31 protein-coding genes are annotated in these 24,166 nt (G+C 60.6%); 7 read left to right on the forward strand and 24 right to left on the reverse strand.

Annotated elements, in window-relative coordinates; translation table 11 throughout:
- Positions 1-245: 245 nt before the first annotated feature.
- Positions 246-434, forward strand: coding sequence for a hypothetical protein (locus tag WAO69_RS03375; RefSeq protein WP_422176637.1), 189 nt, complete (start codon positions 246-248; stop codon positions 432-434).
- A gap of 275 nt (positions 435-709) precedes the next feature.
- A complete protein-coding gene (locus tag WAO69_RS03380) occupies positions 710-1,216 on the forward strand; it encodes a CIA30 family protein (RefSeq protein ID WP_422176638.1) in 507 nt (168 codons plus the stop codon).
- A 43-nt stretch (positions 1,217-1,259) separates the two neighbouring features.
- Here the strand turns inward: WAO69_RS03380 and speB are convergent, their stop codons facing one another.
- The 4 genes from speB to WAO69_RS03400 form a co-directional block, all read right to left on the reverse strand.
- Positions 1,260-2,219, reverse strand: a complete 960-nt coding sequence (gene speB / locus WAO69_RS03385; RefSeq protein ID WP_422176639.1) for an agmatinase — start codon at positions 2,217-2,219, stop codon at positions 1,260-1,262.
- 3 nt (positions 2,220-2,222) lie between these two features.
- Positions 2,223-2,714 carry a DUF2165 family protein gene (locus tag WAO69_RS03390; RefSeq protein ID WP_422176640.1) on the reverse strand — a complete coding sequence of 164 codons (492 nt, stop codon included), beginning with the start codon at positions 2,712-2,714 and terminating at the stop codon, positions 2,223-2,225.
- A 67-nt stretch (positions 2,715-2,781) separates the two neighbouring features.
- On the reverse strand, positions 2,782-4,440 hold the full coding sequence (locus tag WAO69_RS03395; RefSeq protein ID WP_422176641.1) for an ABC transporter substrate-binding protein: 1,659 nt from the start codon (positions 4,438-4,440) through the stop codon (positions 2,782-2,784).
- 299 nt (positions 4,441-4,739) lie between these two features.
- Positions 4,740-5,435 carry a glutamine amidotransferase-related protein gene (locus WAO69_RS03400; RefSeq protein ID WP_422176642.1) on the reverse strand — a complete coding sequence of 232 codons (696 nt, stop codon included), beginning with the start codon at positions 5,433-5,435 and terminating at the stop codon, positions 4,740-4,742.
- Positions 5,436-5,569: 134 nt separating this feature from the next.
- Between WAO69_RS03400 and WAO69_RS03405 the strand changes: the two genes are divergently transcribed.
- The gene (locus tag WAO69_RS03405) at positions 5,570-5,965 is read left to right on the forward strand and encodes a RidA family protein (RefSeq protein WP_422176643.1); all 396 of its coding nucleotides are present in this window, start codon (positions 5,570-5,572) and stop codon (positions 5,963-5,965) included.
- A 68-nt stretch (positions 5,966-6,033) separates the two neighbouring features.
- Here WAO69_RS03405 and maiA read toward each other — a convergent pair whose 3' ends face one another.
- From maiA to hmgA, 8 genes are all read right to left on the reverse strand, one after another.
- Positions 6,034-6,666, reverse strand: a complete 633-nt coding sequence (maiA, locus tag WAO69_RS03410) for a maleylacetoacetate isomerase (RefSeq protein WP_422176644.1) — start codon at positions 6,664-6,666, stop codon at positions 6,034-6,036.
- On the reverse strand, positions 6,659-6,856 hold the full coding sequence (locus WAO69_RS03415; protein WP_422176645.1) for a DUF2783 domain-containing protein: 198 nt from the start codon (positions 6,854-6,856) through the stop codon (positions 6,659-6,661). The genes maiA and WAO69_RS03415 overlap by 8 nt, the downstream gene beginning before the upstream one ends.
- Positions 6,853-8,469 carry an FAD-dependent oxidoreductase gene (locus tag WAO69_RS03420; protein ID WP_422176646.1) on the reverse strand — a complete coding sequence of 539 codons (1,617 nt, stop codon included), beginning with the start codon at positions 8,467-8,469 and terminating at the stop codon, positions 6,853-6,855. Before WAO69_RS03420 ends, WAO69_RS03415 begins: the two co-directional genes overlap by 4 nt.
- Complete coding sequence (locus WAO69_RS03425; RefSeq protein WP_422176647.1) at positions 8,459-8,674, reverse strand: hypothetical protein; 216 nt, start codon at positions 8,672-8,674, stop codon at positions 8,459-8,461. The genes WAO69_RS03420 and WAO69_RS03425 overlap by 11 nt, the downstream gene beginning before the upstream one ends.
- A gap of 32 nt (positions 8,675-8,706) precedes the next feature.
- On the reverse strand, positions 8,707-9,657 hold the full coding sequence (locus WAO69_RS03430) for an MBL fold metallo-hydrolase (protein ID WP_422176648.1): 951 nt from the start codon (positions 9,655-9,657) through the stop codon (positions 8,707-8,709).
- A complete protein-coding gene (locus WAO69_RS03435) occupies positions 9,654-9,869 on the reverse strand; it encodes a hypothetical protein (protein WP_422176649.1) in 216 nt (71 codons plus the stop codon). Before WAO69_RS03435 ends, WAO69_RS03430 begins: the two co-directional genes overlap by 4 nt.
- Before the next feature lie 12 nt (positions 9,870-9,881).
- Complete coding sequence (gene fahA, locus WAO69_RS03440) at positions 9,882-11,138, reverse strand: fumarylacetoacetase (protein WP_422176650.1); 1,257 nt, start codon at positions 11,136-11,138, stop codon at positions 9,882-9,884.
- Positions 11,139-11,219: 81 nt separating this feature from the next.
- The gene (hmgA, locus tag WAO69_RS03445) at positions 11,220-12,581 is read right to left on the reverse strand and encodes a homogentisate 1,2-dioxygenase (RefSeq protein WP_422176651.1); all 1,362 of its coding nucleotides are present in this window, start codon (positions 12,579-12,581) and stop codon (positions 11,220-11,222) included.
- A 70-nt stretch (positions 12,582-12,651) separates the two neighbouring features.
- Here hmgA and WAO69_RS03450 point away from each other — a divergent pair, with 70 nt between their 5' ends.
- On the forward strand, positions 12,652-13,086 hold the full coding sequence (locus tag WAO69_RS03450; RefSeq protein ID WP_422176652.1) for a MarR family winged helix-turn-helix transcriptional regulator: 435 nt from the start codon (positions 12,652-12,654) through the stop codon (positions 13,084-13,086).
- Between the two features lie 130 nt (positions 13,087-13,216).
- Here the strand turns inward: WAO69_RS03450 and WAO69_RS03455 are convergent, their stop codons facing one another.
- The 11 genes from WAO69_RS03455 to ffh form a co-directional block, all read right to left on the reverse strand.
- Positions 13,217-14,026: a division plane positioning ATPase MipZ gene (locus WAO69_RS03455; protein ID WP_422176653.1), complete on the reverse strand. Its 810-nt coding sequence runs from the start codon at positions 14,024-14,026 to the stop codon at positions 13,217-13,219.
- A gap of 270 nt (positions 14,027-14,296) precedes the next feature.
- The gene (gene rpmE, locus WAO69_RS03460; RefSeq protein ID WP_422176654.1) at positions 14,297-14,518 is read right to left on the reverse strand and encodes a 50S ribosomal protein L31; all 222 of its coding nucleotides are present in this window, start codon (positions 14,516-14,518) and stop codon (positions 14,297-14,299) included.
- Positions 14,519-14,529: 11 nt separating this feature from the next.
- Entirely contained in the window at positions 14,530-14,913 is a 384-nt protein-coding gene (gene rplS / locus WAO69_RS03465; protein ID WP_422176655.1) for a 50S ribosomal protein L19, read from the reverse strand.
- 339 nt (positions 14,914-15,252) lie between these two features.
- Positions 15,253-16,053 carry a tRNA (guanosine(37)-N1)-methyltransferase TrmD gene (gene trmD, locus WAO69_RS03470; protein ID WP_422176656.1) on the reverse strand — a complete coding sequence of 267 codons (801 nt, stop codon included), beginning with the start codon at positions 16,051-16,053 and terminating at the stop codon, positions 15,253-15,255.
- Positions 16,054-16,060: 7 nt separating this feature from the next.
- Complete coding sequence (locus WAO69_RS03475) at positions 16,061-16,855, reverse strand: hypothetical protein (RefSeq protein WP_422176657.1); 795 nt, start codon at positions 16,853-16,855, stop codon at positions 16,061-16,063.
- A 2-nt stretch (positions 16,856-16,857) separates the two neighbouring features.
- On the reverse strand, positions 16,858-17,367 hold the full coding sequence (gene rimM, locus WAO69_RS03480; RefSeq protein WP_422176658.1) for a ribosome maturation factor RimM: 510 nt from the start codon (positions 17,365-17,367) through the stop codon (positions 16,858-16,860).
- Between the two features lie 201 nt (positions 17,368-17,568).
- A complete protein-coding gene (gene rpsP / locus WAO69_RS03485; protein WP_422176659.1) occupies positions 17,569-17,967 on the reverse strand; it encodes a 30S ribosomal protein S16 in 399 nt (132 codons plus the stop codon).
- Positions 17,968-18,016: 49 nt separating this feature from the next.
- A complete protein-coding gene (locus tag WAO69_RS03490) occupies positions 18,017-18,313 on the reverse strand; it encodes a chorismate mutase (RefSeq protein WP_422176660.1) in 297 nt (98 codons plus the stop codon).
- 90 nt (positions 18,314-18,403) lie between these two features.
- A complete protein-coding gene (locus WAO69_RS03495; protein WP_422176661.1) occupies positions 18,404-19,006 on the reverse strand; it encodes a GNAT family N-acetyltransferase in 603 nt (200 codons plus the stop codon).
- A complete protein-coding gene (locus tag WAO69_RS03500) occupies positions 19,003-19,563 on the reverse strand; it encodes a GNAT family N-acetyltransferase (protein ID WP_422176662.1) in 561 nt (186 codons plus the stop codon). The genes WAO69_RS03495 and WAO69_RS03500 overlap by 4 nt, the downstream gene beginning before the upstream one ends.
- An 88-nt stretch (positions 19,564-19,651) precedes the next feature.
- Positions 19,652-21,145: a signal recognition particle protein gene (ffh, locus tag WAO69_RS03505; RefSeq protein WP_422176663.1), complete on the reverse strand. Its 1,494-nt coding sequence runs from the start codon at positions 21,143-21,145 to the stop codon at positions 19,652-19,654.
- Between the two features lie 320 nt (positions 21,146-21,465).
- Here ffh and WAO69_RS03510 point away from each other — a divergent pair, with 320 nt between their 5' ends.
- Together WAO69_RS03510 and WAO69_RS03515 are read left to right on the forward strand one after the other, a co-directional pair.
- Positions 21,466-22,344, forward strand: a complete 879-nt coding sequence (locus tag WAO69_RS03510; protein ID WP_422176664.1) for a LysR family transcriptional regulator — start codon at positions 21,466-21,468, stop codon at positions 22,342-22,344.
- Positions 22,341-23,225 (forward strand): DMT family transporter, encoded by an 885-nt coding sequence (locus WAO69_RS03515; protein ID WP_422176665.1) that lies wholly within the window; start codon positions 22,341-22,343, stop codon positions 23,223-23,225. Before WAO69_RS03510 ends, WAO69_RS03515 begins: the two co-directional genes overlap by 4 nt.
- A 15-nt stretch (positions 23,226-23,240) precedes the next feature.
- On the opposite strand, the gene WAO69_RS03520 is transcribed toward WAO69_RS03515, so the two are convergent.
- Entirely contained in the window at positions 23,241-23,573 is a 333-nt protein-coding gene (locus tag WAO69_RS03520; RefSeq protein ID WP_422176666.1) for an ArsR/SmtB family transcription factor, read from the reverse strand.
- 233 nt (positions 23,574-23,806) lie between these two features.
- Here WAO69_RS03520 and WAO69_RS03525 point away from each other — a divergent pair, with 233 nt between their 5' ends.
- Positions 23,807-24,163, forward strand: a complete 357-nt coding sequence (locus tag WAO69_RS03525; protein ID WP_422176667.1) for an AtpZ/AtpI family protein — start codon at positions 23,807-23,809, stop codon at positions 24,161-24,163.
- The last annotated feature ends 3 nt before the right edge of the window (positions 24,164-24,166 follow it).

The raw sequence follows: 24,166 nt of genomic DNA on the forward strand, positions 1-24,166 counted from the left end.
TCCGGCAGGTCCGGGCTGAGACGCTGGACTGTTTCGATCCACCCCGAGCGCCCCGCAACCTGCCGCGCCCGACCTGCGAACTGTCCCATCTCTATGTCTGGCAGGACGGGACGTGGGTCGATGCAACGACCTCTGCCGAGTGATCATAAAGCAAGGTTATTGCTCTGATTTTGCTACGATAATCAGCCTCTCAGAGCGATTGTGATCGTGCCAAAACGATGCAACTCACCAGAAAGGCCCAAGCCATGACCAGCCCGACCGCCACCTTGATCGCCGACTTCCACAGCGCTGCAAAAGAGATCGAAGCCCGCCTCGCGCCCAGCGCCTGCGCCACGATCGCCTCGCATAACTGGATCGTCATCGACGACTTCGGCGCCCTGAAATTCGAGCTGACGCCCGAGGGCGGGAAGCATCGCGCCACCTGCACAGACTGAACAGCTCTGGCGGACCATAAGCGATGCAAGCCTTGCGGTAATCCCGAACTGTGCTCATGCCGCGCATCTTGAAAAGCCAGATATTTTCAATCGTATCATCGGTGACTTCCTTATCGGGTGACGCGCGCGCTTCTGCCCGAGCTCAAGCCATATCGAAGCAACCCGGGGGCAAAATCCCCTGCAGGCTTTCGCGTTGGCATCCTCGTCACCAAGACGTTAAGCGTGGTGCCAAGCGCATCTGACACTGTGACAAGGAAGCCCTGAACCTTTTCTGTGTGCTGCGCGAGGCCGCCTCTGAATCAACCGCACAAGGAGCTGACATGGAGTTGGATCTGGCTTGGGAGTTTGTCGCAGATACGGTCATGGGCGGCGTGTCGCAAGGCAGCGTCACGGCTGCCGATGGGAATGCCGCCCGCCTCATGGGAGCGGTGTCGTTAGAGAACAATGGTGGCTTTGTTCAGATGGCTGCGAACCTCAATCGGCAAGGCGGGCTTGTCGATGCCAGCAAGTTTCTCGGGGTGACGTTCAGAATGCGGGGCAACGGCGAGCGATATGATATTCGCCTGCGTACCGATGCCCTGATGCGACCTTGGGAGTCGTTTCGCACTGAAGTGGTTGCCCCGACAGATTGGCAGACGGTGAAGATACCGTTTTCTGACTTCCAGCCGCATCGGACTGCGGCAACATTCAACCCGGCGCGGCTGCGGCGCGTTGGTGTTCTGGCCATTGGTCGTGCGTTTGAGGCTGATGTGTCGATCGCCGGTTTCGGCTTTTACCGGTGATCCGACGCGGCCGGGTGCGGCTTGGTTTGCCAGCCCGCATGCCTCATGCGCTTCGGTGATGCAGGATGCGTCCGATTGCGTTCATCAGGACCTGCGCCGCCAGAATCGAGGTCGATCCTGTCGGATCATAATCCGGAGCCACTTCGACCAGATCCAGCCCAACGATATCGCCACGTTGCGCCAGCCCGTCAATCAACTCCAGCACTTCATAGTACAAGAAGCCACCATGGCTTGGTGTCCCGGTTCCGGGTGCGATCGAGGGATCAAAGGCGTCGATGTCGATGGTCAGGTAATACCGGCTCCGCGCAGGAATGCGCGCAAGCATTGCGTCTATGCCCATCGCCCGGACATGGCGCACCGATTGAATGTCTGACCCCATGCTGCGTGCATCGGCATAGCCTTCGCGCGCGGTCGAAGAGACATTGCGTATCCCGATCTGGCTCAGACCGGTGACATAGGGTTTTTCAGCGGCCCGGCGCATGGGGTTGCCATGACCTATGCGTACACCGTGCCGCTCATCGACGAAATCCAGATGGGCGTCGATCTGCACGACATGGATCGGCTCCTGCTCGTCAAAGGCGTTGATGCAGGGGATATTGATGGAATGATCCCCGCCGATCACCACCGGCAAAGCACCGGCCGCAAGCATCTTGCGGACACCATGTTCGATATTGGCATGGCTGCGCAATGTGTCGGTGTGAATGATGTCAGCATCCCCGATGTCCACGATGGTGACCTTCGAGGGATCCAGATAGGTGACATCGTCTTCAAAATCATAGGCCCCGGCATGGCCGAAGGAAAACAACGTGGACGCCTCGCGAACCGCACGTGGCCCCATCCGCGCTCCCGAGCGCCATTGCGTCCCACCATCAAATGGCGCGCCCATCACCGCCACATCCGCGCGTATGGCATCCCAATCCGATACATATGGATACTTGCCAAAGGTGCAGATGCCCACAAAGGGCAGGTTCAGTCGCCCACTGTCGTATCCATGTCCTGCCATTTCTCAGACCGCCGCCAATAATATGATGTTTGCCATGCCCCAGAGTGTCATCTGGTAATGGGTGAATTGTGCACCTTCGTGGCAGAACCAGTAGCAAAAGTAATTGCCCACCACCAGAAAACCTGCCCAAACGCCTGTAAACATCGTGGCACCCAGCAGTGCAAGGCTGCGCCCGGTCTCGACCGAGCCTGTGCCGATCATGGCCATCAGCAGTCCCAGGACACCGGCAAACAACACGAGACATGTCAGCAGTTCCGCAATCACAACCAGCTTGAACGCGGCGCGTTGGATACTGCGCGTATTGATCGCACGATGGGCGATGCGCGCATATTCCTCGGGGTATTCTTGGCGCATCCGCTCTATGGACATCACCTGCGCGGTGTAGAGCTCATTGTTCTCGGGATAGCGGATGTTGTCATAGACTCCCGTTGCCAGCCAGGCGGCAATTGCACTGATGGACACGGTTTGAGCAATCAGAACGCTTGTTTCGAACATGAGGGGCCAGATGAGCAATAGACAAAAAAAGGGCCACTGATAACAGCGGCCCCTTCAGATGGTTGGATCAGGTCCAGGCCAGTGCCGCCGGATCGATTACGAACGAGATATGATGCCCGCCACCCACAAGGTTGTTCTTGGTGTGGTTATAGAGCGAGCGCCAGTAAGGCTGGATCGTAACCGCATCATCCTGAAGAATCGCCTCGCCCTGGGCCATCAGCGCACGGCGCGCCTCAATGTCGGAGGTTGCCAGAGCTTTTTCCAGAATTGCGTCGAACTCGGGGTTGGCATAGCCGAACTCGTTCCAGGCTTCGCCCGAACGATAGGCCAGCGCCCAGATCTGGACACCCAGAGGACGGTGGTTCCAGTTGGTCGAGCTGAACGGATACTTTGTCCAGTCGTTCCAGAAGGTCGAACCGGGCAGAACTGTCCGTTTCACCTTGAAGCCCGCATCCCGCAGTTGGGCCGCCACCGCATCGGTGGTGTCCTTGCGCCATGAGTCGTCGATGGACTGGATTTCCATTTCGAAATCTTCCATGCCGGCTTCTTTCAGCAGCGCCATCGCGGCTGCCGGATCTACCTTGCGCGCGGGCAGTTCGGCATATTCCGGATGCATCGGGCCGACATGGTGGTTTTCGGCAGGAATGCCGCGACCGCCATAGCCCAGTTCCAGCAGGACGCTATTGTCCACGGCCATGGCGATGGCCTGACGGACGCGTTTGTCCGCATAGGGCTTCATGCCGTCCACTTCGGCCAGTTGGTTGGGACGGATCACGATCGTGGCCGCCGTGACGATCTCATGCTGCGTCCAGCCATCAATCGTTGCCATGATGTCGATGAAATCGCCATCCACCGAGTAGAGCATGTCAACTTCATCGGCCTCGGCTGCGGAGACCCATGCCGATGGGTCCGTTCCAAAGTCGACAAACTCGACACGGTCCATCCATGCGCCATTGCCGGCGTTCCACCAGGTGTGGTTCTCGTTGCGCACCAGCACACCTTTGACGCCAACTTCGAGGCTCTCGGGCAGGTAGGGGCCGGTTCCGATCGGATTGTCCAGCATCCGGTCCGCGTCAAACGAGCTGTGGACGATCGCGGCGGGATAATCCGCCATGCCGGGGATCAGCGAGATATCGGGTTTCGGCAGCATCAGCTTTACGGTGTGGCTGTCCACGACCACAATGGAGCCGTCCAGAGCTTGGCCGGTTGCGTCGTCGACCAGAACCGCCATACGGCCGGCCATCGAGTTGCCCTCAAGGTTCTTGTCGCACCAGCCGGCGATGTTGCGGGCCACGTCTTCTGCGGTGAAGTCGTCGCCATTGTTCCATTTGACACCCTTGCGGACGTTCAGAGTGTATTCGGTGGCGTTATCGTTCACCTCCCAGCTTTCCAGCAATCTGGGCGAGAAGGTGCCATCGTTTTCGTAGAAAACCAGATACTCCAGCCAGCCATTCGAGAAGTTGGCGATCTGTGACCAGTCATAGGTGCGCGGGTCTTTCAGCGCGCGGACTTCCTGCTGGATGCGCACTGTGCCACCCATTTTGTGGGCCGCGGCATAGGCAGGCGCGGGCATGCCGATCATGGCATAGGCTGTGGCGGCGGTCGCTCCAAAGGCGCTGGCCAGAGCCAGAAACTCGCGGCGGTTGACCGGGTCAGTGCCTACCTTGGCGGCGCTGTCCACGATCTCTTTCGGCAGTGGTTTGCCGGTGCGTGTGTAAAAGGTCATCGTCTTCCTCTCTGTTAGACTGGGATGCAGGTTTTGAGTCCTGCCTGTTATGTTATCTGTGTTGTAGTTCGGGAACCGAGCGTTCTTCACGCTGCGCTAATCCGTTCGCTCCGATTTACTTTGACGTCAGCCTGTCAATGTTTCCGAGGAAAACACACAAGCCCATCAGATTTCTGCGCCCACCGTAGTTGCAAGAGAGGGTAAGTTGCAAGGAAACAGGTTTTCTCCCAAGTGTCATCACCGACAATCCAAGGTTCAAAAGAGACACATGGACTTTTTACATTGCGAGACCGTTGCCTTCATGGGCGACCGAGAAACCCTGCAAGGAACGTATAGAACCATTCGGCTTGTGCCGCGTCATGGGTGTACATGAGCTTGTCCTGCGTTGCGCGATCCTGCGCGCCGGGTTGTTCATAGGTCGCGGTTTTTTCGTTTTGCCAGCGGCGAAATCCCTCGATGGTTTGTTCCGGATGGAACTGAAAGCCATAGGTTTTTTCACCAAGACGGAACGCCTGATTCTCATACTGCTCCGAGCGCGCAAGGTGCACGGCACCTCTGGGCAAATCAAACGTGTGAAAATGCGACTGCGCGACATGCAGCGGACCGGGCATGAAATCCGGATCAGCCCCTGTTGGCGTGACCTCACAAAAGCCGAACTCATGTCTGCCGTGATCGGGGGCTCCGGCCCATTCGCCCTGATGAAACGCGATCATCTGCGCGCCCTGACACAGACCCAGCATTGGTATGCCCGCATCCAGCGCCGCACCAATCCAACGGTATTCTTCGTTCAGGAACGGGTGCAGTGCCGCGTCATAGGCGTTGTACATGCCGCCGTAAATCACGGTGCCTGCGACATCATCCGTAATGTCCCCGAGGGTATCGCCCGCGAAAGGTTTCCGGATGTCGGCGACGAAGCCGACCTCTGTCAGGTAGTTCACGACCCGGTCGTCATTTGGCCCGTGGCCATGGCGTACAAGCACGACACGTTGAGTCATCGGTCATTCCCTTCAAAGAATTGATCATTGCGTGGCCCTGAAGAGAATATCCGTGCCAGAGATTGTCCCGAAACACTTTCAAACAAATCCGAGTCGGGCAAGAGTGGTGCGACGCGAAACTGATGGAGTTCCAGATGAAATCCCTTGCCCCCGCCTCGATCTCGGCCCCCTTTGCACGGTATTCCCACGGGATCGAGCTGCCGGCAGGTATGCGGATCGTGCGCACGTCCGGGCAATTGGGGCTGGCGGCGGATGGGTCGGTGCCCGAAGATCCGTTTGATCAGGCGCAAATCTGTTTCGGCAATATCTCGGCCATCCTGGCCGAAGCGGGCATGGGCGCGGCAGATGTCATCCATGTGTCGGCCTATGTAACGGATCGTGCGCATATGCAGGGCTATATGGCTGCCCGGGATGCATTTCTCAGCGCCTGTTCTGATGACCAGCTTCCTTCGTCCACGCTGGTCATCGTGTCAGGCTTCACCCGACCTGAATTCAAGGTCGAGGTCGAGGTCTGGGCGGCAGCCGAATAGCGCGCAGGATTTGCGGCAGGGCAACACTCTGCGACCCGACAACAGCCATTCTGCAGGCCGCTCGAGGATCACGGCTCGTTCTGATCGGGATGCGCGCGCTGAAAGGCAGGATGCGCTTCGCAGGCCTGAACGGCAGCCATCGTGTGAGGCAGATCTTCGATCTCGGCCCCCCAGCGGCGGGCGTTATAGACCTGCGGCATGAGGCAGATATCGACCAGTGTGGGATTGGACCCACAGGCAAAGGGCGTCTGTTCATAGGCCGAAAGCAGCGCCTCGAAGGCGATCATGCCGGGCCGGATGAAGCGGCGCATCCACTGCGCGCGCATATCGGGGTTGCCCGTTATCTCGACCGCATAGGCTGCAACCTGCAGATTGCAGACCGGATGGATATCCACGGCTATGGAGTGGGCAAGGGCTTGCATCCGGGCACGGGCAGCGGGCTTTTTGGGCAAAAGCCCCAGATCGCGGGTTTGATCGAGATAATCGAGGATCGCGAGGGATTGGGTGAGGCGCAGACCGTCAATCTCAAGCACGGGCACAAATCCCTGAGGATTTCGCGCCATGTGCTCGGGTGTCTTGTGCACGCCCTGGGTCAGGTCGATCGGGATCGAGGTATAGTCCAGACCTGCAAGGTTCAGCGCGATCCGGCAGCGATAGCTGGCCGACGACCGCCAGAAATCATAAAGTGTGACCTCACTCATCCGAATAGCTCCTTGCGGTGACCATCAGCTCTTTCAGGATGGTCGGGTCGCCAATCTGGTTGGCCATCATCAGGACCAGCCGCGCATTCAGAGCGTGACTGGCGGCTTCGCTCAGGCCGTCATGGGCATCCATCAGGGCGTTGTAGACATCATCCTGATTGGGGCTGAGGCGATCTGGATACACAGTCATGCGACCTCCTGTGGTGTTTGAGCCATAGCGCGTTGCATGGCCATCTGAATGTCATTTGCGTCCGGCCTTGTGAAGGCTGCGCAGACATGGCCGTCGGGCCGGAAAAGATAGGCCATATTCGCCCCGTATCGGCGGATTGCGTGATTGGCCTTTGCGGTGAAGCAGGGATAGTCGGCGCGCTGGTTGATACCAATCCGCGCGACGCCCTCGACCTCGGGCAGAGCGACATCGCCAAACCCGACCAGCGTGAAGCGCCCCTGCACATGTTCGATCAACCAGCTGTCGCCATCCGGCCCGGTCAAAGGCGCGTCCACCGCAGCGCGGCCCGGGGCAATCGGGGCAATGCCGGGAGTTTGCAGCGCCGAGTGTTCCAGCGAGCACGGCACAGACAAACGGCCTGAGTTCAGCAGCTTCTGCGCAAATGGCTGGTTATGCGCCAGACGCAGCGTTTCGGCGCGGAACAGGCCTTCGATCGGCGTCTTTGGCGTCATGAAATTCGTCGCGCGCGAGGAATTGAGGATGTTCTCGGCCGACCCATGGCTGCGTTCGTCATGATAGCTCTGGATCAGCTTTCCGTCTGCCTTGCCCTGCAACAGAGCGGCCAGTTTCCAGCCCAGATTGTCCACGTCCTGAATGCCACCATTGCCTCCGCGCGCGCCGAAGGGCGACACGACATGGGCGCTGTCGCCGACAAAGATCACCCGGCCATGTACAAACTGATCCAGCTTGATGCAGCGGAACTTGTAGACGCTCATCCAGTCCAGACGGAATGGTTTGTCGCCCACGATGGCTTTGATCCGGGGAAGGACCTTTTCTTCGGTGGCCTCGGTCTGCGCATCCGCATCCACATCCAGTTGCAAGTCGATCCGATAGATGTTGTCGGGCTGCATGTGCAGCAGCGCGGATTTGCCCGGATGAAAGGGCGGATCGAACCAGAACCAGCGTTCCGGGACCGCGTGGTCACCGAACGGGCTGTCTTCCATCTCGATATCTGCGATCAGGAACTGCTCCTGAAAGGTCTGCCCCTCAAAGCTGAGTCCCATGCGTTCGCGTGTCGCCGACCCGGCCCCGTCGCAGGCGATATACCAGTCGGTCTCAAGGCTATAGCTGCCCTCGGGCGTGTCCACGGTCAGACGGACGTGATCCCCCTTGTCTTCATGGGCGGTGACCTTGTTCTTGAACCGCAGGTCGATCAGGTCGTGAAACTCCTGCGCGCGTTGGATCAGGTATTCTTCGACATAATACTGCTGAAGGTTGATGAAGGCGGGGTATTTGTGTCCATCATCCGGCAGCAGGTCGAAGGAGTAGACCTCCTCAGAGCCGTGAAACTGACGGCCGATTTTCCAGGTCACACCCTTTTCCAGCATACGTTCGCCCACGCCCAGCCTGTCAAAGATTTCAAGCGTGCGCTTGGCCCAGCAGATCGCGCGCGAGCCGACCGAAACGACATTGTTGTCATCCAGAACCACCGACTTGATTCCGCGCTGGGCCAGGTCGATCGCCAGTGCCAGGCCAATCGGGCCTGCACCGATGATCGCGACCGGGTGGCGCGGTTCGGTTTCCGTCAAGCCCGGAGGGGCGATGAACGGATAGGGGGCGTAATCATAAGCCATCGGAGTATTCTCCTTTCTTCAACTTACGCATTGTCCATATTGCGGTGCCGCCAAGGAACAGGGTCGACACGCCGATCACTTCGAACATGGCCGGCCGGCTGGGCAGGCCGCGATAGAACACTCCAGCGCACATCAGAGCCAGACCCACCAGACTGAAACCGAGGTGGAATTGCAGATCACCTTTGGTGGGGGCGTATTTGGTCATCTCTGCGCGCGCGCCATCCGCTTCTGACTGTCCTAGGACTGCAACGCTTCCCACATCTCGATATCGCGCTGGGCGGTCCAGATGCGGGGGGTGTCGATGCCGCGTGCCTCGTCATAGGCGCGCGCGACGTTGAAGGGCAGGCAATGCTCATAGATCGCGTAATCGGCGAATTTCGGGTCACATTCGGCGCGTACCGCGTCCCATGCTTCCTTGAGGGTGCCATTGCGTGCCGCCACTCTGGCGGCTGGGCGATAGGTGCTTTCGACAAAGTCACGGGTGTTTTCTATGGCTTTGTTGACCATGTCGCGGCCCATCAGCGCGTCACCACGGCCCGGCGCAATCGCATCGACATCAAAGGCCTTGATCTCATCCAGCGTGTCGCCCCAATCGGAAAAATGCCCGTCTCCGCAATAGCAGGCCGAGTGGTATTCAACGATATCGCCGGTGAACATGACATTCTGGTCCGGGACATGAATGACGATGTCGCCCGCAGTATGCGCGCGGCCCAGGTGCATCAGGTCCACTCGGCGGTTTCCCAGATAGATCGTCATCGTGTCGCTGAACGTGGTTGTGGGCCAAGTAAGCCCGGGAATGGACTCGTGCCCCTGAAACAGGCGTGGAAAGCGCTGGAATTCACTGTCCCAGTCTTCCTGTCCGCGTTCCACCACCATCGCGCGGGCCATATCAGACATGACGATCTGCTGCGCACCGAAGGCAGATGCGCCCAGTACGCGCACGGCGTGATAATGGGTCAGCGCCACATGGGTGATCGGTTTGTCAGTCACTTCGTGGACCTTCTCGATCACCTTGTTGGCAAGGCGGGGCGTGGCCTGGGCTTCGACGATCATCACGGACTCATCGCCGATGATGACGCCCGAGTTTGGATCGCCCTCGGCCGTGAAGGCCCAGAGGCCTTCCCCGACCTCGGTAAAGCTGATCTGTTTCTCGGCCATGTCACCTTGTGACGCGAATGCTTTGCTCATTGTTCCATCCCTTGTTTGTCGCCATCCCGATCCGGCATGACCTTTACGGCGATCTGCGCCGGTGTAGTTTTCAGTGCCCGGGCCGTCGCATCGGTCCGGTGATTGCGACACCCGGACCGCGCGATGCCGGCGATGTTTTCGGCAGCGTTGCGCGCACATGTCTTTTTGAATTGCGCCAGCTCCGAGTGATCGGGCGGGTTCATGTGGTGCATCGGGGCCGTCCTTCAGCGTTTGTACGGATCGTCCAGCGCGGGCAGCACCGTGCCGGTGCAGTCCCCAAATCCGATGCGATATCCATCACCCTCGGCAAAACCCTTCAGTGTCAGGGTATCGCCATCCTCGATAAAGCTGCGCTGTTCGCCAGTGTCGAGTGTGAGCGGCTCTTTCCCGCCCCAGCTGAGCTCAAGCAATGACCCGCGCTCGGGCTTGGTCGGGCCTGAGATTGTGCCGGACCCCAGAAGGTCGCCTACGCTCATCGGGCATCCCGAGCTTGAGTGATGCGCCAGCTGTTGCGCGGCAGAGTAATAGAGTTGCGCGTAATTCGTGCGAGCAATGGTGGTCGCGGCCTTGCCCTCGGGTGCCATGTCCACCGCCAGCTTGATGTCATACAACATGGGTCCGACATCCTTGAGGTGATCCAGCAGCTCGAATTCGCGCTCTGGTGCGTTGACCCGGAACGGCTCAAGGGCGGCCTTGGTGACAATCCACGGGCTGATCGAGGTGGCTGTTGCCTTGGCCTGAAACGGGCCCAGCGGCTGGTATTCCCAAGCCTGGATGTCACGGGCGGACCAGTCATTCAGCAGGACATAGCCAAAGATCATGGTGTCGGCTTCCTGCACGGTGACGGGGCCGTCCGAATGCATCCCGACAATCGCGCCCATCTCCAGTTCGATGTCAAAGCGACGCGAAGGCAGGAAGGCCGGAAGATCGTGATCGGGTGATTTCAACTGGCCCCAGGGTCGACGGATGTCGGTGCCGGACACGACCACGGAAGAGGCGCGGCCATTGTATCCGATCGGGATATGCAACCAATTGGGTGGCAGCGCATTTTCGGCACCGCGGAACATCGTCCCGACATTGGTGGCATGATGGCGACCTGCATAGAAATCCGTGTATTCACTGACTGCAAAGGGCATGTGCAAGTCTGCATCGGCCATGGGCACCAGCAAGGGTTCGACCCGGTCGCGTTCAGCGGAGCCTTCGGCCAGCAAGGAGGTCAGCCTTGCGCGCAGCGCGGCCCAGACGGCAGGCCCTTCTTCCATGACTTCGTTCCAGAAGGGGACGTCGAACAAGGGGTATTCGGACAGGGTGACGACCCCTTCGGCCTCGGCGGCCTCCATGTCGAGGATCATGTCACCGATGGCCACACCGGGGCGCGGATCGGTTCCTTCGGTGGAAAAGACACCATAAGGCAGGTTGTTCAGCGGAAAGGGGTGGTTGGGCGCGTTGGCGCTTTCCACCCAGCTTTTCATCAGGGGCATTTGTACTTCCTTTGGGTCGGCGGCGCGCGGCCCCGCCATGCGGGAGGGTATGTCGGGCGAGGTTCAACCCCGCCGCAACCATTATTTCTTGCCGGGAGTGCCGTCGAATTTCTTTTCGAGATCCGCCCAGCAATCGATGTAGTCGTCCTGCAAGGGGGCCTCGTTCGCGGCAAAGCCGGTCAGGTGCTGCGGAAAGCGGGTCTCAAACATGAAGGACATGGTGTTGTCCAGCTTGTCGGGTTTCAACTCGGCATTCGAGGCACCCTCGAAGGCGTTCTTGTCCGGCCCATGCGGCAGCATCATGTTGTGCAGGCTCATGCCGCCGGGAACAAAGCCCTTGGGCTTGGCGTCGTACTGGCCATAGATGTTGCCCATCAACTCGGACATGATGTTCTTGTGATACCAGGGCGGGCGGAAGGTGTCTTCCATCACCATCCAGCGTTCGCGGAAGAGAACGAAATCAATGTTTGCGGTTCCTTCCACCCCGGATGGCGCTGTCAGTACCGTAAAGATCGACGGGTCCGGGTGATCGAACAGGATCGAGCCGACAGGGCAATATGTACGCAGATCGTATTTGACCGGCGCGTAATTTCCATGCCAGGCGACAACGTCGAGAGGGGAGTGGCCGATCCGCGTTTCATGGAACTGGCCGCACCATTTCACGGTGACGCTGGAAGGGGCATCGCGATCTTCAAAGGCCGCCACGGGCGTTTTGAAATCCCGGCGATTGGCCATGCAATTGGCCCCGATCGGCCCCCGGCCGGGCAGTTCGAATTTCTGGCCGTAGTTTTCGCAGACAAAGCCGCGTGCAGGCCCTTCCAGCACTTCGACACGATACACCAGACCACGCGGGATGATCGCGATTTCCTTGGGTTCCAGATCAATGATTCCCAGCTCGGTGGCAAAGCGCAGACGGCCCTCCTGGGGCACGATCAGCAATTCGCTGTCGGCGGAAAAGAAATAGGCATCCTTCATGGAGGCAGTGACCAGATAGATATGGCTGGCCATGCCGACCTGTGTGTTCACGTCTCCCGCCGTGGTCATCGTGCGCATCCCTGTCAGCCAGGTCAAAGGCGAGTCCGTGTGCGGCACCGGATCCCAGCGATACTGGCCCAGGGAAATCACGTCAGGGTCCACATGCGGCGCGGATTTCCAGTAGGGAAGATCAATTTTTTCAAAGCGATGGGTGTGCTTCACGCTGGGGCGGATGCGGTAACACCAGGTGCGTTCGTTCTGGTGGCTTGGGGCGGTGAAGGCGGTGCCGCTCAGCTGTTCGCCGTAAAGGCCATAGTTGACCTTCTGGGGACTGTTCATGCCCTGGGGCAGGGCACCGGGCAGGGCCTCGGTTTCGAAATCATTGCCAAAGCCGGGCATGTAGCCTTCGGTCGTTCCCGTGGGCGAGCTGGCCTGGACAAAACTATGTGGGCTGGTGGGACGGTTCATCTGCGGTTCCTCCAAATCTGGTTGCGTTCGTAATAGTTGATTTTGTAACTAACAAGACGGAGGTGCCGGAATGCGCGAAAAAGATGACTTGGACCTGCGGCTTTTCCTGCCGTACCTGCTGAACCAGGCGGCGGAAGAAAGCTCATTGATGTTTCAGCAGGTGTACAAAAGCCGCTACGGGATGCTGCGCACCGAGTGGCGTGTGTTGTTCCATCTGGGCATCTATGGCGAGTTGACGGCCAAGGAAATCGGCGAGCGCGCCCGCATGCACAAGACCAAGATCAGCCGGGCTGTGCAGAAACTGAGTGACCGGCGGTTCCTTGTACGCAGCCGCGATGAGGCGGATCGGCGATCCGAGAAACTGTCCCTGACGGCGATGGGGCGGACAGCCTATGAGGATCTGCGCAAGGTGGCCGAGGATTATGACGCGGCTTTGACCAAGCAGTTCGCTGCAGAGGATGTGAAACGCTTGCGCGAGATTTTGCTGGCGCTGTCCGGGGCGTGACAGGCGCAGACCCTGTGACATATCTGTGGTGCTGCACAGCCCACTACGTATCGTCAGCGGTATGGGGGCTCTGCCCCCGGCCTGCGGCCTCCCCCGGGGGATTTGAAACCAGAAAGAAGCGGTGGCGTGTTCAGATATCGACCGTGACGCCGGGAAGTTTCACGCCCTTCATCATGTCCCGCAATTCCTGACGAGCCGCGATGTTGGAGATGTTGAGGTTCTTCACGCCGATATCGCGCAGATCCAGAAGCGTGAGCCCGCGTGGGAAGAGCTCGCGGAAGATCACGCGCTCGGAAAAGCCGGGAACGGTGCGAAAGCCGATGCGCGAGGAGAGCATGTCTATGGCGCGCTCCATTTTTTCCTTGTTCACCATGCGCTGAGTGCCGAGGCGGTTGCGGATCACGATCCAGTCGATGGGTTTGAGCCCGGCCTGCGCGCGCAGCTGGCGCGCGTTCCAGACCATTTCGGAATAGACCGAGGGGCCAAGGATCTTTTCGCCCCGCGAGTCGATGCGCGCCAGCAGATCAAAGTCGATGAAGCTGTCATTGAGCGGCGTGATCAGCGTGTCCGCCAGAGAATGGGCCACCTGGCTGAGCCGGGTGTGCGAGCCGGGGCAGTCGATCAAAATGAAGTCGCTGTCGGGTTCGAGCCGTGCCACCGCAGCAGAAAGGCGGTGATCATAGATGTTTTCGCCTGGCTTGAGTGTCGAGGCATCGATCTCGGGCAGGTCGTGAAAATCCAGACGCGGCAGGTCGATGCCGGATTTCTGGATAAAGGTGCGGCGGTTCTCGATATAGCGGCTGAGCGTGCGTTGACGCAGGTCCAGATCAAGGCAGCTGACCTTGTGACCCAGCCGCGACAGGGCGCTGGCCACATGCATCGACACGGTCGACTTGCCTGCGCCACCCTTCTCATTCCCGACGACGATTATATGTGCCATGCCCGATCCTTTTGGCCGCCTCTTGGAGGGCGGTGAAACATGTTTGAAACACTATATGTTGTGTCGCTCATCAAGGGAAGCGCTGTTGCGCGCAAGTGCCCGGTATTGTGACATGGCTGCTGCTAAAGAGGGCGGGCCCGTGCCGTGCGTTCAGGGCCTGCGCCTTGCGGATGCGCCTGCTTGCGCAAAGGTCCCGCCATATCGCCTGCACATATGAAAAAACGCCGCGCAGGCTGCACGGCGTTTTCAGTTTGCCAACACAGGCGGGGTTTAGAAGCCCAGGCCTTCGTATTTCTTCTTGAACTTCGACACGCGGCCACCGGTATCCATCAGACGCGAGTTGCCGCCTGTCCATGCCGGGTGCACTGTGGGGTCGATGTCCAGCGACAGGGTGTCGCCTTCGGCACCCCAGGTCGATTTCATCTGAATTATGGTTCCATCGGTCATCTTGACGTCGATGAGGTGATAATCGGGATGGATCTCTTTTTTCATCGTGCCAATCCTTACGCGTCGGCGCCCTTGAGGGGCTTGTAGGTTGAGTCTTCTGCGATACGGGCCGATTTGCCGCGACGCGAGCGCAGGTAATACAGTTTCGCGCGGCGCACACGGCCACGGCGCACGACTTCGATGCTGTCGATGTTGGTCGAGTAGAGCGGGAACACACGTTCCACGCCTTCACCGAAGGAAATCTTGCGAACGGTGAACGACCCGGCGATGCCTTTGCCGTTGTTGCGCGCGATGCACACACCTTCATAGTTCTGGATACGGCTGCGCGTCCCTTCGGTCACCTTGAAGCCGACACGGATGGTGTCACCGGCTTTGAAATCGGGGATGGTTTTCCCCAGGGCGGCGATTTGTTCCGCCTCGATCTGTGCGATCAGGTTCATCTGATCATCTCCTATACTGGCTCGTGGTTGATCCACGAAGATTTGCGTGCCTCAGAGCTCTTGGTCTTCACCGGGTCCGGCCCATCGGCCGCCCGCCAGAGATGCAGGTCATCATTCCTTGTCTATCGGTTTTCCCGCTGCACATTTTGGGTGAAGAAGCCCGGAGCGCGCGGTCTGACAAAACCAAAAGGCCGGAGCCGCACAAGCGATTCCGAACCTCTGGGGTCGTATAGGGCCAAGCACGGATGCGATCAAGGGCTAAGCGGAGGGGTGGTGGCGGTCGGGCTTTGGTGGTGCCTGACACCGGGCCCCGGAGACAGGCAAGGCAATACGGCGAGGTCAGTCCTGCTTCCTGGAGGTGTAGCGCTCCCAAAGGTCGGGGCGGCGTGCCCTGGTGATCTCTTCGGACTGCTGGCGGCGCCATTCGGCGATCTTTTCATGATGGCCGGACATCAGGATGTCGGGGATTTCGTGACCGAGCCATTCTGCGGGACGGGTGTATTGCGGATGTTCCAGCAGCCCGGAAGAAAAGCTTTCTTCCTGTGTCGAGGCGGCGTTGCCCAAAACCCCGGGCAGCAGGCGCACGGTGGCATCAATCAGAGCCTGCGCGGCAAGTTCGCCGCCGGTCATCACGAAATCCCCAAGCGAGACTTCCTGGATTCCGTAATGCTGGATGACCCTCTCATCGAGGCCTTCAAAGCGGCCACAGATCAGGGTGACCCCATCGTTGCGGGCGAGATTTTGCATCAGTTGCTGATCCATCGGGCGGCCACGCGGGCTGAGATAGATCAGCGGATGATGGCCCTTGGCCCCGCGTCGGGCCTCGTCGATGGCCGGGCCCATGACGTCGGCGCGCAGCACCATGCCGGCACCACCTCCGGCGGGGGTGTCATCCACATTGCGGTGTTTGCCGATGCCATGCCGGCGCAGGTCTATGGTGTCGAGTTGCCAGAGCCCCTCTTTCAACGCCTTGCCGGTCAGGCTGAGTCCAAGGATGCCCGGAAAGGCTTCGGGGAACAGCGTGATGACGGTGGCTTTCCACACGCCATGCAGATCCGGCGTATCGGTCATGAGGGCGCGCGGCTTGACGCTGACGCTGATGGATTTGCGCCCCTGGGCGCGATTGGGGGTATCTGTCATGGCTGCGCTATACGGGGCCTTTGCGCGCCTGGGCAAGGATATCCTGCTTGACGGCCTTGAGGGCGGTCTTGTTCTTGATGGTCCGGTTGGCCTTGAGCAGTTCGGCCATCACGCTGTGATCCGGACGGCGATTTGCCGGATCGGGGCGGGTCATCCGATCGCGCAGATCCTGGGGGACTTCGCAGATATCAAGCAGGCGGCTGGCGGGGCCAAACGTGTCATCAAGCGTTTCTTCCAGCCGAGACTGAATGACTCGGCCCGACACCGCCCCGGCGACTTGCTCGATGATGCTGTCGAGATCGGCGGCGCTGCGAAAACGGGTGGCGAATTCGTCGAACTCCATCGTCATTGAGGAGGATTTCACATGTTCCGAATAGGCGCTGGCCAGCCAATCATCCGGATTGCGGGTGGTATAGAAGAACACCAGTTCCGCCTGGGGAAACACCAGTTTGACCCCGGCGGCCATATCGACCGCCAGATCAACGGCGGCGCGATAGGTCGGCACGTTGGGACGGCCCGGCAGATGACCCGACAGCTCTTCCGCCGACAGGCACAGCACGCGGCGGCGCATGGGCGGTTGTTCATAGAGGAACGAACCGAAACGATTGTGGAATTTGGCGCGCGAGAGCGCATCGCCGTAACCGGAAAAGCCGCGCGCGGCGCTGACCAGATCCTTCATGCCCGGACGCAGCACGCTGCGCATCACGCTCTTGAGCAGTGGACGGTTCAGTTTGAGCGTTTGCTGTATCGAGGTCGTGCCGGTCTTGTGAAACCCGGCATGGATGACGACACGGCGCGGCATCCTCAGAACAGCCCTTCTGGCGGATCGGCGACGATGCGTCCCGAGACCAGATCGACCGTTGGCACGGCCTCGAGTGTAAAGGGCAGCAAGACCGTTGTAGACAGCGCCGGGCTATGCAGTTCCAGCAAGTCTCCGGCCCCATGGTTCTGGACAGATTTCACATATCCAAGTTCCGCACCGCCGGTGTCGACCACCTGGATGCCGATGAGGTCTGCGTGGTAATACTCGTCATCAGGAAGCGAGGGCAGCTGGTCGCGGCGGGCATAGAGCTGCACGCCCTTGAGGGCGTCGGCTTCTTCTTTCGTCAAGACGCCGGCGATCCTGCCCGCGAAGCCGTTCTTGATCGGGCGGGTCAGGCTGAGTGTGAAGCTTCTGCTGCCATCCTCATTGGAAAGCGGGCTGTAATCGGCAATGTCGGAGGGGGTGGCACAGAAGCTTTTCAGGCGCACTTCGCCGCGCACGCCGTAAGAGCCGCCGATTGCGCCAACGCAGATCATGTCAGATGTGACCATGCGATTTCATGTCCCTGTCTTCAAACAACCCACCAAGAAACAGCAGGTATCCATTAAACGGCGCGCGTCAACCCGGGCGGGTTGCAATCCGTGTGCAATCTGCGGCGCGCAAACGACAGGAGGCAGCGCGGTGACGCTGCCTCCTTGCGAAACACACACGCAGGCGCGTGCTTATCCTGCGGTTTCTTCTGTTGCTGCTTCTTATGCGGGCGCTTCTTCTGCAGGCGCTTCTTCGGCCGGGGCTGCGGCGGCTTCAGCGGCTGCTGCTGCCTTGGCGGCCTTTTCTTCGACGCGCGCTTTGGCTTTCTTGCCGGGCTCGCCTTTCAGAAGGTTCGCACGCTCTTTTTTCTCAATAGCGCCAGCGGCTTCGAGGAAACGCGCGACGCGGTCGGTGGGCTGTGCGCCCTGGTCCAGCCAGTACTGAACGCGCTCCATGTTCATCTTGACGCGCTCTTCGCTGTCCTTGGCGAGCAGCGGGTTATAGGTGCCCAGTTTCTCGATGAAGCGGCCATCGCGGGGCATGCGGCTGTCGGCAGCAACGATGCGGTAGGATGGGCGTTTCTTGGACCCGCCGCGGGCCAGTCGGATTTTCATAGCCATTGTGAGTTTCTCCTTTGAATGGCGGTGTCGAGGTGGGGTTGGCCCAGCCTCAGGATTGGTGTCTTTCGTGGTGACGGATCACTTCGTCGATGACGAAGCGCAGGAACTTCTTGGCAAATTCCGGGTCCAGATTGGCCCGCTCTGCCAGGTCTTCGAGCCGTGCGATCTGGGCCGCTTCGCGGGCGGGATCGGACGGGGGAAGGTCGTGTTCGGCCTTGAGGCGGCCGACGGACTGGGTGTGCTTGAAGCGTTCACCCAATGTATAGATCAGGATCGCGTCGAGCCTGTCGATGCTTTCGCGATGCTCTTTGAGCAGGTCGGCGGCGCGGGTGGTGGTGTCGCTCATGCGGTGTCTCCGGCGGGCAAAAGGGGCGATGCACAGGCTGTACACACTCCGTACACACCCCGTGCATACGCGCGCCCTGATTGGTGAGGGTCAGTCAAGCGCCCATCCTTTCGGTTTGAACAGCGGATCGGCATAATGGGCGATCTCCATGTCGATGCCATGGGCCAGTTGCGTGTCCTTGAGCTGGGCCGGCGAAGGATGGCGGTAAACGGCGTCATTGCCGTCGATCGAGGCCGCCTCGGCGTCCTTCTTGGCACCCAGCCGTTCGGCAAGCCGGATGCTGTCGAGGTTCTTGGGGTCGATATAGCTGACCGCACCCTCCCAGCCGTTGCGATAGAGATAGGCCCGCGCCGCATGGGTCGCTTCCAGCGCATAGCCGTGGCCCTGCGCGCCGGGCCAGATCACCCAGGCCAGTTCTGCCTCGGGCCACTGGGCAGGTTTCCAGCCACCGGCCATGCCATAGGTCTGATCGGTTGCCTTGTCGTGGATCATCCACATGCCATAGCCGCGGATCATCCAGTGGCCGATCTCGGCGGCATAGAGCATCCAGCTTTCATAGGCATTGAGCGGCCCGCCCATGAACCGCGCGCGATAGCTGGTGAACGTCGCTTTGAAGTCCGGATAATCCTCGGGCTCGGGTCCGCGCAGGATCAGACGGCGGGTTTCCAACGTGGGGATGGTCACGGAGGTCATGCGTAAGCCTCTACCGAGCCGTCATCATCGCTGTTCAGAGCCTCGGGGCCGGGATGGCGATAGAGATCCATCGCCCCGAAACGGGCATGGGTGAAGCGGCCATCGAGGCTGGCTCCGAGGCGGCGCGCCACGGCAGCGGATGCCTCGTTGCCATCGGCCACGAGGCTGATCAGCGTCGTCCAACCCAGCACGTCATAGGCATAGGCGCGCGCGGCGGTGGCGGCTTCGGTGGCATAACCCTTGCCGGTCGCATGTTCGGCCAGATCCCAGCCCAGTTCCTGTTCGGGAAACCCGTCCGGGAACCACAGACCGGTCATGCCGACCCATTTGCCTGTGTCCTTTTCGACGATCGTCCAGCGGCCAAAGCCTTGCAGCAGCCAATGCCCGGCTTCCATCGCCAGCGCGCGCCATGCCAGTTCCGCCGTCAGCGGGCCGCCCACGAATTTCGCGTGATCCGTGGCATAGAACGCGGTCATGGGCGCAAAATCCTCAAGGCCGGGCGCGCGCAGGACAAGACGCGGGGTTTCCAGCGTCGGTATGACGAAGCTGGTGGTCATTGCGCCACAGCCTCTGCGCGCAACTGGCGGCGCATGGCCTGGGCCTTGGGCGTTGCGGGCCGTATTTGAAGCAAGAAGAAGGGGCGGGTCATTTCTTTTTCCCGAAACCCGACAGGCCCGGAGGCAGGGACATGCCGCCGCCCAGACCGGGCAGTTTGCCGCCCATCTGCTTGGCGGCTGCTTCCAGCGCCTTGGGATCCATGCCTTGCGCCATGGCGGCCGGGTCCATGCCGCCCTTGCCCATCATCGCTTTCATCGCCTGTTTCATCATGCCACCTTTGCCCTTGCCGAGCTTTTTCATCATGTCCGACATCTGGCGGTGCATCTTCAGCAGCTTGTTGAGGTCGGACACTTCCATGCCCGAGCCCTTGGCGATGCGCTTCTTGCGGCTGGCCTGCAGCAGTTGCGGGTTGGCGCGTTCGCGTTTGGTCATGGATTGGATCAGGGCGATCTGCTGGCGCAGGATCTTGTCGTCGAAACCCGCGTCCTTGACCTGGGCGGCCATCTTTCCCATGCCGGGCATCATGCCCATCATGCCTTCCATGCCGCCCATCTTGATCATCTGTTCAAGCTGCATCTTGAGGTCGTTCATGTTGAACTGACCCTTGGCCATGCGGCGCATCATCTTTTCGGCCTGTTCGGCCTCGATGGTTTCCTGTGCACGCTCGACCAGGGCGACGATGTCGCCCATGCCGAGGATCCGGCCCGCGACGCGGTCGGGTTCGAAGGTCTCGATGGCGTCCAGCTTTTCGCCCAAACCGACGAACCGGATGGGTTTGCCGGTCACCGCGCGCATCGAGAGCGCCGCGCCGCCACGACCGTCGCCGTCCATGCGCGTCAGCACGACACCGGTCACACCGATCTTGTCGTCGAATTCCGTCGCGACATTGACCGCGTCCTGGCCGGTGAGCCCGTCCACCACAAGCAGGGTTTCGCGCGGATTGGCAACGTCGCGCACGGCTGCGGCCTGTGCGATCAGTTCCTGATCGATATGCAGGCGACCGGCCGTATCCAGCATGTAGACGTCATATCCGCCAAGCGAGGCCTGGGTCTTGGCGCGCCGGGCGATGGCCACCGGGTCTTCGCCCTTGACGATGGGCAGGGTGTCGACGCCGATCTGGGCACCGAGGATCGCCAGTTGCTCCATCGCCGCGGGGCGATTGGTGTCGAGCGAGGCCATGAGGACCTTCTTGCCCTCGCGGTCCTTCAGCCGTTTGGCCAGTTTGGCGGTGGTGGTCGTTTTACCCGAGCCCTGCAGGCCCACCATCAGGATGGGCGCGGGCGGGTTGTCGATCTTCAGCGCGCCGGGATCATCGTCGCCCCTGAGCACATGGACCAGTTCGTCATGCACGATCTTGACGACCTGCTGGCCCGGTGTGACGGATTTGGTCACGGCCTGGCCGGTGGCCTTGTCCTGCACGGCCTTGACGAAATCGCGCGCCACGGGGAGGGAGACATCGGCCTCGAGTAGGGCGACGCGGACTTCGCGCAGGGCGGTCTTGACGTCGTCTTCGGAAAGCGCGCCCTGTTTGGTCAGCCGGTCAAAGACGCCGGAGAGACGTTCGGATAGATTTTCAAACATGTCTCGGTCTCCTTTGCCGGTTGTCATGTGCCCCCATCAGATAGGCAGGGACGGTTCAATGCACAAACGCCCCCACGGGCGCAACGCGCTGGTGGAGGGCGATCCCCTGTCTGGAGGGGACCGGAAGAGACAGGTCTTCCGGATGTGAGGCGGCTGATAGAGGGCGCGGGGGCGCGAGTCAAGATATCGGGTTGGTTTGCTTGGTCGGGCGGCGGCGCGCGATCCGAGGGGGGCCGGAAATGGTTCTTGCCAAGGCGAACGCAACGCTGGATGAATCCTGGTATGTGTGAGCACGCGCACAGAACACGGGTGAGGTTTGGATGGACAACTGGGACGAAGTCAGAACCGCCTTTCAGGTTGCGCGCAAGGGCACTGTCAGCGGCGCGGCCGAGGAACTGGGCGTGCATCATGCCACGGTGATCCGCCATGTCGATGCGCTGGAGGGGCGGTTGGGCGTCAAGCTGTTTCAGCGCCATGCGCGCGGCTATACTCCGACCGAGGCGGGAGAGGATCTGTTGCGCGTCGCCCAGGCGACGGAGGATCAGTTCAACCAGTTGGCGGGGCGGATCAAGGGGCGGGGGAGCGATGTATCCGGCGAGCTGGTGGTGACCTCGCTGGATTCGCTGGGGCCGTTGCTTGCCCCTGCGCTGGCGGCGTTTCAGAAGGCCCATGACAGTGTCATCGTGCGATATCTGACCGGCACGCGTCTGTTTCGGCTGGAATATGGCGAGGCGCATGTGGCGATCCGGGCCGGGTCGGCTCCGGATCAGCCGGACAATGTGGTGCAGCCCTTCGTCACGATGGCCATGGGGCTTTATGCCAGCCGCGACTATGTGGAGCGATATGGTGTGCCCGAGTCGATCGACGCGTTCGCGCAGCATCGCTTTGTCGATACTGACAATGCCAGCAGTCGCGCGCCCTTCAGCCGGTGGCTGCGCGCGCATGTGCCTGTCGAGGCGATCAAGTTTCGCTCGACCGATGACCAGGCCTTGACGCAGGCCGTTCAGGAAGGCGCGGGGATCGGGTTCGTGTCGCTGTGGGAGGCGGCGGGTTCGCCGGATCTGGTAGAGATACACCCGCCACTGGATGAATGGGCGGCCCAGCTGTGGCTGGTGACGCATGTGGATCTGCACCGCACGATCAAGGTGCAGGCCTTTCTGGCGTTCCTGAAAGACTATGCACGGGACTGGAAGACATGAGCCCTGCCCTGAAGGGCCATGCGGCCATGTTGTTGTTCTCGGCGCTTGTGGCGGGGTCGTTTTCGCTGGGATCCATGGCGGCGAACGAGATCGCGCCGGCTGCGATCAATGCGGCGCGATTTGCGCTTGCGGCGGTGGTGATCGGCTCTGCGGCGCTGGCCATGGGCACGCTGAACAGGGCGGCCTTTGCCGCGCCCTGGAGGTACCTTGTTCTGGGCGGGCTGTTCGCGGTCTATTTCGTGCTGATGTTCGAGGGGCTCAAGACCGCGCCGCCGGTAAGCGCTGCGGCCGTGTTCACCCTGACGCCGATCCTGGCGGCGGGCTTCGGCTATCTGCTGATGCGCCAGATCACCACGGCGCGCATGGCGCTGGCCTTATCGATCGGGGCGGCGGGAGCGCTTTGGGTGATTTTCCGCGCGGATCTTGCGGCGCTGCGCGCCTTTCGGATCGGGCAGGGGGAGTTCATCTATTTCTGGGGCTGCGTGGCACATGCGCTTTATACGCCGATGGTGCGCAAGCTGAACCGGGGAGAGCCTGCCGTGGTCTTTACCTTCGGCATGCTGCTGGCGGGCTGCGTTATCCTGACCGCCTGGGGCTGGAGCGACATCCGGGCCACGGATTGGGCGAACCTGCCTGTGATCGTTTGGATCACGCTGGTTTACATAGCGGTCTTTGCCTCATCGGCGACATTCGTGTTGTTGCAGTTCGCCACCCTGCGGCTGCCATCGGCAAAGGTGATGGCCTATACATATCTCACGCCCAGTTGGGTGATCCTCTGGGAGATCGGCCTTGGCAATGGCGCGCCGCGCGGGCTTGTGCTGGGCGGGGTGGCGCTGACGATCCTTGCGCTTTTGCTGCTGCTCAAGGACAGCGAGGCATAGGCGGGCCCTTGCGGCTCAGTCGTCGTCGGGCTTCAGTTCGATTTCCAGAAAGCGTTCGAAGGCATCCAGATGCACCGCTTCGAACTGGCCAAAGCTTTGCATCCAGATCGAGGCGTCCCGCATGGCGTCCGGTTCGAGCTTGCACCATTTCACGCGGCCGCGTTTGTCCTGGCTGATCAGGCCTGCACGGGTCAGGATCGTCAGGTGTTTGGAGATTGCGGCCAGCGACATCTCGAACGGTTCGGCCACATCGGTCACGGCCATGTCGTCTTCGAGCAACATGACGAGGATTTGCCGCCGGGTGGGGTCGGCGAGGGCGGCAAAGACGGTATCAAGATCTGCGATCATGCAAGGGGCTGACCACATGGGCGGATAATCGTCAACCATTTGGTTGAATATGCAGATCGGCCCGAAACCTGCCCGATCGGGCCTGCGGCGGATTGGCTGGCCGAGTCGGGTGTGACGGTAAATCGTTTTATAGCAATGACTTGGGCGGAATTTTCCGCGCCGCAGCGGGCGATTGACTCATGCCCCGACAAGCAATAGCACATCACCAAACCATCCAAGGGGATGATGCCCGCGTGACGGAGCCAGACCAGAAGCAGAAATTGGCTGAGCTGGAGGCCCGGATCGCCGCCGCCAAGGGGGCGCAGGCACCAGAGCCGAGAATGGACGAGCATTATTCCCAGGCGCAACTGGCCTGGCGGATGGTGATCGAGCTGGTTGCCGGTTTGGGCATCGGGTTCGGGATTGGCTATGGGCTGGATGCGCTGTTTGGCACCTCTCCGTGGCTGATGATCGTGTTTATCTTTCTGGGCTTCGCGGCCGGCATCCAGACGATGATGCGCTCGGCGAAGGAGGTTCAGGAAAAACAGTTGGCCGACCAGGCCGAGCGGGACAAAGAGGCCGATAGCCCGGCCGACGACGAGAGGACTTAGAAC

Origin of the sequence: Aestuariivita sp., from assembly GCF_049276915.1 — a bacterium.
GTDB lineage: Bacteria > Pseudomonadota > Alphaproteobacteria > Rhodobacterales > Rhodobacteraceae > Aestuariivita.